Source organism: Alicyclobacillus sendaiensis NBRC 100866 (assembly GCF_001552675.1).
GTDB classification, from domain to species: Bacteria; Bacillota; Bacilli; order Alicyclobacillales; family Alicyclobacillaceae; genus Alicyclobacillus; species Alicyclobacillus sendaiensis.
This window is the reverse complement of sequence record NZ_BCRQ01000105.1, coordinates 1-4,104: the sequence shown is the minus strand read 5'-3', so window position 1 is coordinate 4,104 and position 4,104 is coordinate 1. Positions and strand designations below refer to the sequence as shown.

The window sequence follows — 4,104 nt, the reverse complement described above, 5'->3', positions numbered from 1 at the left end:
CGAGCGCGCGCCACGGGGTGATGGAAGAGCGGGCAAGAGGTATACTCGAGAGGGAAGTCTTTACGCATCGGAGGTGCGACGATGGACGAGCAAGCGAAAAAGACGGCGCTCCGCCACATCACGTACGGGCTGTACGTCATCGGCACGAAGATTGGCGAGGATGATGTCAACGCCTTCACGGGCAACTGGGTCACCCAAGTTTCGTTCCAGCCGCCGCTCGTGGCGATTGGCGTCAAAAAGGGTACCACGTCGTGCGACGGCATCCTCGAGAGCCGCGTGTTTTCCGTCAATGTGCTCGAGAGCGGGCAGAAGGACCTCGCGTTTAAGTTCTTCAAGCCGCTGAAGCGCGTGGGGAACAAGTTCGAGGACGTCGAGTTCTACACGGCGACGACCGGAAGCCCCATCTTGCGCGACGCACTCTCTTGGTTCGAGTGCCGCGTGACGGACGTCGTGGACCGGGGTGATCACACGCTCATCGTCGGCGAGGTGGTGGACGCGGGCGTTCACCGCGACGGCAAGCCGCTCACCCTCGCCGAGACGGGGCTGTTCTACGGGGGATGAGTCGCGGGCGCACGCGCGCCCGCTCACCCGGCCCGGTCGGGCGCCCGCTCGACGGACGCGCGCGGAATGAGGATGGGCTCAATCACGTGCGCGTCGGGGCCTGGTTTGCCGTTGATCATGTCGACCACGCGGTGCGCCGCGAAATCCGCCACCTCTTCGAGCGACGGCCCGACCGTGGTGATGGGCACCTCCGCAAATTGCATATCGGGCAGGTTGTCGTAGCCGATGAGGCTCACGTCCTGCGGCACGCGGTACCCGAGCTCGAGAAGCGCGCGAAGCGCTCCTTTTGTGATGAGGTTGTTGAGCCCGATGAACGCCGTCGGCATGGGGACGTCCGGCCTCGCGTACCGAATCGCGCGGTAGCCCCCCTCGAAGGTCGGCTCCGCCGGGTACAGCCAGTCCGGCGACGGCTGCAGGCCCGCCTGTGCGACCGCCTCCAGGAACGCCCGCACCTTGATCTCCTGCGAACTGCCGATGAACCCAATCCGCGTGTGCCCAAACGAGCGCAGGTAGCGCACGGCCTCCGCGATCCCAGCTCGGCGGTCGAAGCGCACGTGCGGCAGCGGCACGGGCTCGTCCGTGCCGATGACCAAGGTCTTCGCCTGCCAGCGGCCGAGCTCCTCCATCAGGTGCGGGTGGCGCGAGACGAGATCGGCCCAAATCACGAGGCCGTCGGCACGCATCTGGTTCAACAGGTCGATCTCGTCCGGCGAGATCGCGATCACCATGCGATAGTCGAGCGCCGCCAGGGCCCGGTGCAACTGGATGGTCAGGTTTGCGAAGATGGGGTTGCCGAGGTTCACAAGCCCGAAGCCAATGAGGCGCGTGCGCCCGGAGACCAAATGGCGCGCGAGCAGGTTGCGCTGATAACCCATGCTGCGCGCGATTTCCAGGATGCGGCGCTTCGTCTCCTCCTTCACGAGCGGGCTGTCGTTGAGCGCCTTGGAAACGGTGCTGTAGCTCACGCCCGCGCGCTCTGCAATATCCTTAATGCTCACCATAGCGCGAGTCTCCCTCAGGTCGAGATCGACAGGACCCCGCACGCCGTCAGGCGGCGAGATCCGCACCTCATCTCTGTGATTTCCTCGACATTTTAACACAAATAACAACGTTATTAAAGGCCGCGCCGCCCATTTGGTCCCCTTCGCGCGCGAATGCGACGCCTTTCGACCATTTTTCACGCGATCCCGTCGAAAAAAGTCAAGAAGAAATGAAAACGTGGTTATTGATATCCCGTCGATTCTGTGCTACCTTTGAGCAACAACGGGGTCGATGACATAACAACGTGGTTACTATCGAGGGGTGACGGCACACCATGACCAACTACTGCATTGTCGGGCTCGGATCGCGCGGCATCTCCATGTTTGGGCGCGATCTCGTCACGCATTACCGGGACGTCGCGCGCATCACGGGGCTGTGCGATCGCAACGAGGGCCGCATCCGCTATGCGCAGGAGGTGCTCGGCAAAGAGATTCCCGGCTTCACGGACTTCGACGAGATGTTGGACACCGTCGAATGCGACTGCGTCATCGTCACGACGATGGACGCGACGCATGATCATTTTATCGTGAAAGCGCTTGAGCGGGGCAAGGACGTCATCACGGAAAAGCCCATGACCATCGACGCGGAGCGGTGCCGCCGGATCCTCGACGCCGAGCGGCGGAGCGGCAAGACGGTTCGCGTCACGTTCAACTATCGATACGCGCCGTATAAGACCGAGATCAAGCGGCTTCTGCAGGAAGGCATCATCGGCGACGTTCATTCGGTGGAGTTCCGCTGGTATCTCGACACCGTGCACGGCGCCGACTACTTCCGGCGCTGGCACGCGGAGAAGAAAAACTCCGGCGGTCTCTTCGTGCACAAGGCCACGCACCACTTCGACCTCATCAACTGGTGGCTGGGGCTCGAGCCGCAGGAGGTTGTGGCCATGGGATCTCGCCACTACTACGTGCCGGAGCGCATGCCCGGGCACGGAGAGCGCTGCGCCACGTGTCAGGTGACGGATCGCTGTCCGTTCTATCTGGATCTCGGCCGGGACGCGACGTTGAACGCCCTGTACAAACAGGCGGAGGGATACGACGGCTACCACCGAGATCAATGCGTGTTCTCCGAGCGCATCGACATCGAGGACACGATGGGCGCGCTCATCCGGTATCCCGGCGGCGTCCAGGCGACCTACATGCTCACCGCGGCCACCCCGTTTGAGGGCTGGCAGGTGGCGTTCAACGGGAGCAAGGGGCGCCTTGAGGCGTTTGAGCCGGAGTACTTCATCACCGAGGAGGACCAAACGGACTTCGCGCGGAGGAGCTCGAAGGACGTGCGCCGCACGGTGGATTGGCGATTTGGCGATCCGACGTCCGCCGACGAGGTGCGCGAGCTTGAGATCCGCTTCTACCCCCTCTTCGGCGGGGTGCAGGTGTTCCGCGTTCCGCACGTGCGCGAGGGGCATGGCGGCGGCGATCGGCGCTTGAAAGACCACCTGTTTCGAGGTGTCGAGAGCGATCCGTACGGCCACGTGGCCGGATCGCGTGCGGGGGCGATGTCCATTCTCATCGGCGTGGCGGCCAACCTGTCCATGGCGACCGGGCAATTCGTGCGCATCGCGGATCTCTTGGGCGAGAGCGCGCCGGTCGGCGTGCAGTGACGAAGGAGGGGAGCGGGGTGTCGCGAGGGGCGTCCGACGAGCGAGTGGAGGTCCTCGTTCGGCTGCTCGGCCTGGAGCGCCCGGCGAGGCCGAGATCCTTGACCGAACTCGTGGCGAATCGCGAGGTCCACGTGCTCCTGCCGCACGCCGAGGTGCCCGCAGGCGGCTATCCCACCGCCGTGTTGATCCACGGCCACTCGCCGCTCGGCTACGATTACTTTCGCAGTGCCAACGAGGTGTACGTCAAGGGTGCGCCTGTGGCGGAGCTCCTGCGCGAGGCGGGGTTTGCCGTGGTGCTCCCGTCCATGCGCGGCTTTGGCGCCACGATGGACCCGGCCGATCGCGCCCTTGGCCTGGAGCACAGCTGCGAAAGGTTTGCGCGGCAGCGGCTGCTCGTGGGCCGGACGCTGCTTGGCGATCGCGTCCGCGATCTGATGGAGCTTTTGGATGCGATGGAGATGGACGGCCGTTTTCAGATGGCGCGCCTCGTCACGGCGGGGTTTTCCGGCGGCGGGACGGCCGCGCTGTTTCACGCCGCGTGCGACACGCGGGTCCATCACGTGATCCTGCTCTCGGCCTTCTGCACGGTTCGCCATTCGCTGCTCGCGACGAGGCACTGCCTGTGCAACTACGTACCGGGTCTGCTCACCTTCGGCGATTGGGGGGATGTGGCGGCGCTCGTGGCGCCGCGGCGCCTGACCATCGTGCACGGCGAGCGGGACGGGGTGTTCCCGTTCGAAGGGGCGCACGCGGCTTTTGCCGCGGTGCAGGCGGCGTACGAGGCCTTGGGATGTGAGGAAAATGCTCAGTTTCTCGCACAACCTGGGGGTCATGAGCCGTATCCGGAAATCTTGTGGCAATGGGTGGACGTTCGTTGGCAGCGCGTCCAAGCCTGAGAC

The 4,104-nt window shown here is 64.4% G+C and carries 4 protein-coding genes; 3 read left to right on the top strand and 1 reads right to left on the bottom strand.

Annotation, left to right across the window (positions count from 1 at the left end; all coding sequences use genetic code 11):
- Positions 1–81: 81 nt before the first annotated feature.
- Positions 82–561: a flavin reductase family protein gene (locus AS26_RS13285; RefSeq protein WP_062310530.1), complete on the top strand. Its 480-nt coding sequence runs from the start codon at positions 82–84 to the stop codon at positions 559–561.
- Between the two features lie 23 nt (positions 562–584).
- Here AS26_RS13285 and AS26_RS13280 read toward each other — a convergent pair whose 3' ends face one another.
- Entirely contained in the window at positions 585–1,562 is a 978-nt protein-coding gene (locus AS26_RS13280) for a LacI family DNA-binding transcriptional regulator (RefSeq protein WP_062310518.1), read from the bottom strand.
- A gap of 314 nt (positions 1,563–1,876) precedes the next feature.
- Between AS26_RS13280 and AS26_RS13275 the strand changes: the two genes are divergently transcribed.
- Positions 1,877–3,205 carry a Gfo/Idh/MocA family oxidoreductase gene (locus tag AS26_RS13275; protein ID WP_062310515.1) on the top strand — a complete coding sequence of 443 codons (1,329 nt, stop codon included), beginning with the start codon at positions 1,877–1,879 and terminating at the stop codon, positions 3,203–3,205.
- Positions 3,206–3,222: 17 nt separating this feature from the next.
- Positions 3,223–4,101, top strand: coding sequence for an alpha/beta hydrolase family protein (locus tag AS26_RS13270; protein WP_062310513.1), 879 nt, complete (start codon positions 3,223–3,225; stop codon positions 4,099–4,101).
- The last annotated feature ends 3 nt before the right edge of the window (positions 4,102–4,104 follow it).

What these genes read in the sequence shown, in the direction of transcription:
- AS26_RS13280 (WP_062310518.1), bottom strand. Translation starts at nt 1,562, where the DNA reads ATGGTGAGCATTAAGGATATTGCAGAGCGCGCGGGCGTGAGCTACAGC.
- AS26_RS13275 (WP_062310515.1), top strand. Translation starts at nt 1,877, where the DNA reads ATGACCAACTACTGCATTGTCGGGCTCGGATCGCGCGGCATCTCCATG.
- AS26_RS13285 (WP_062310530.1), top strand. Translation starts at nt 82, where the DNA reads ATGGACGAGCAAGCGAAAAAGACGGCGCTCCGCCACATCACGTACGGG.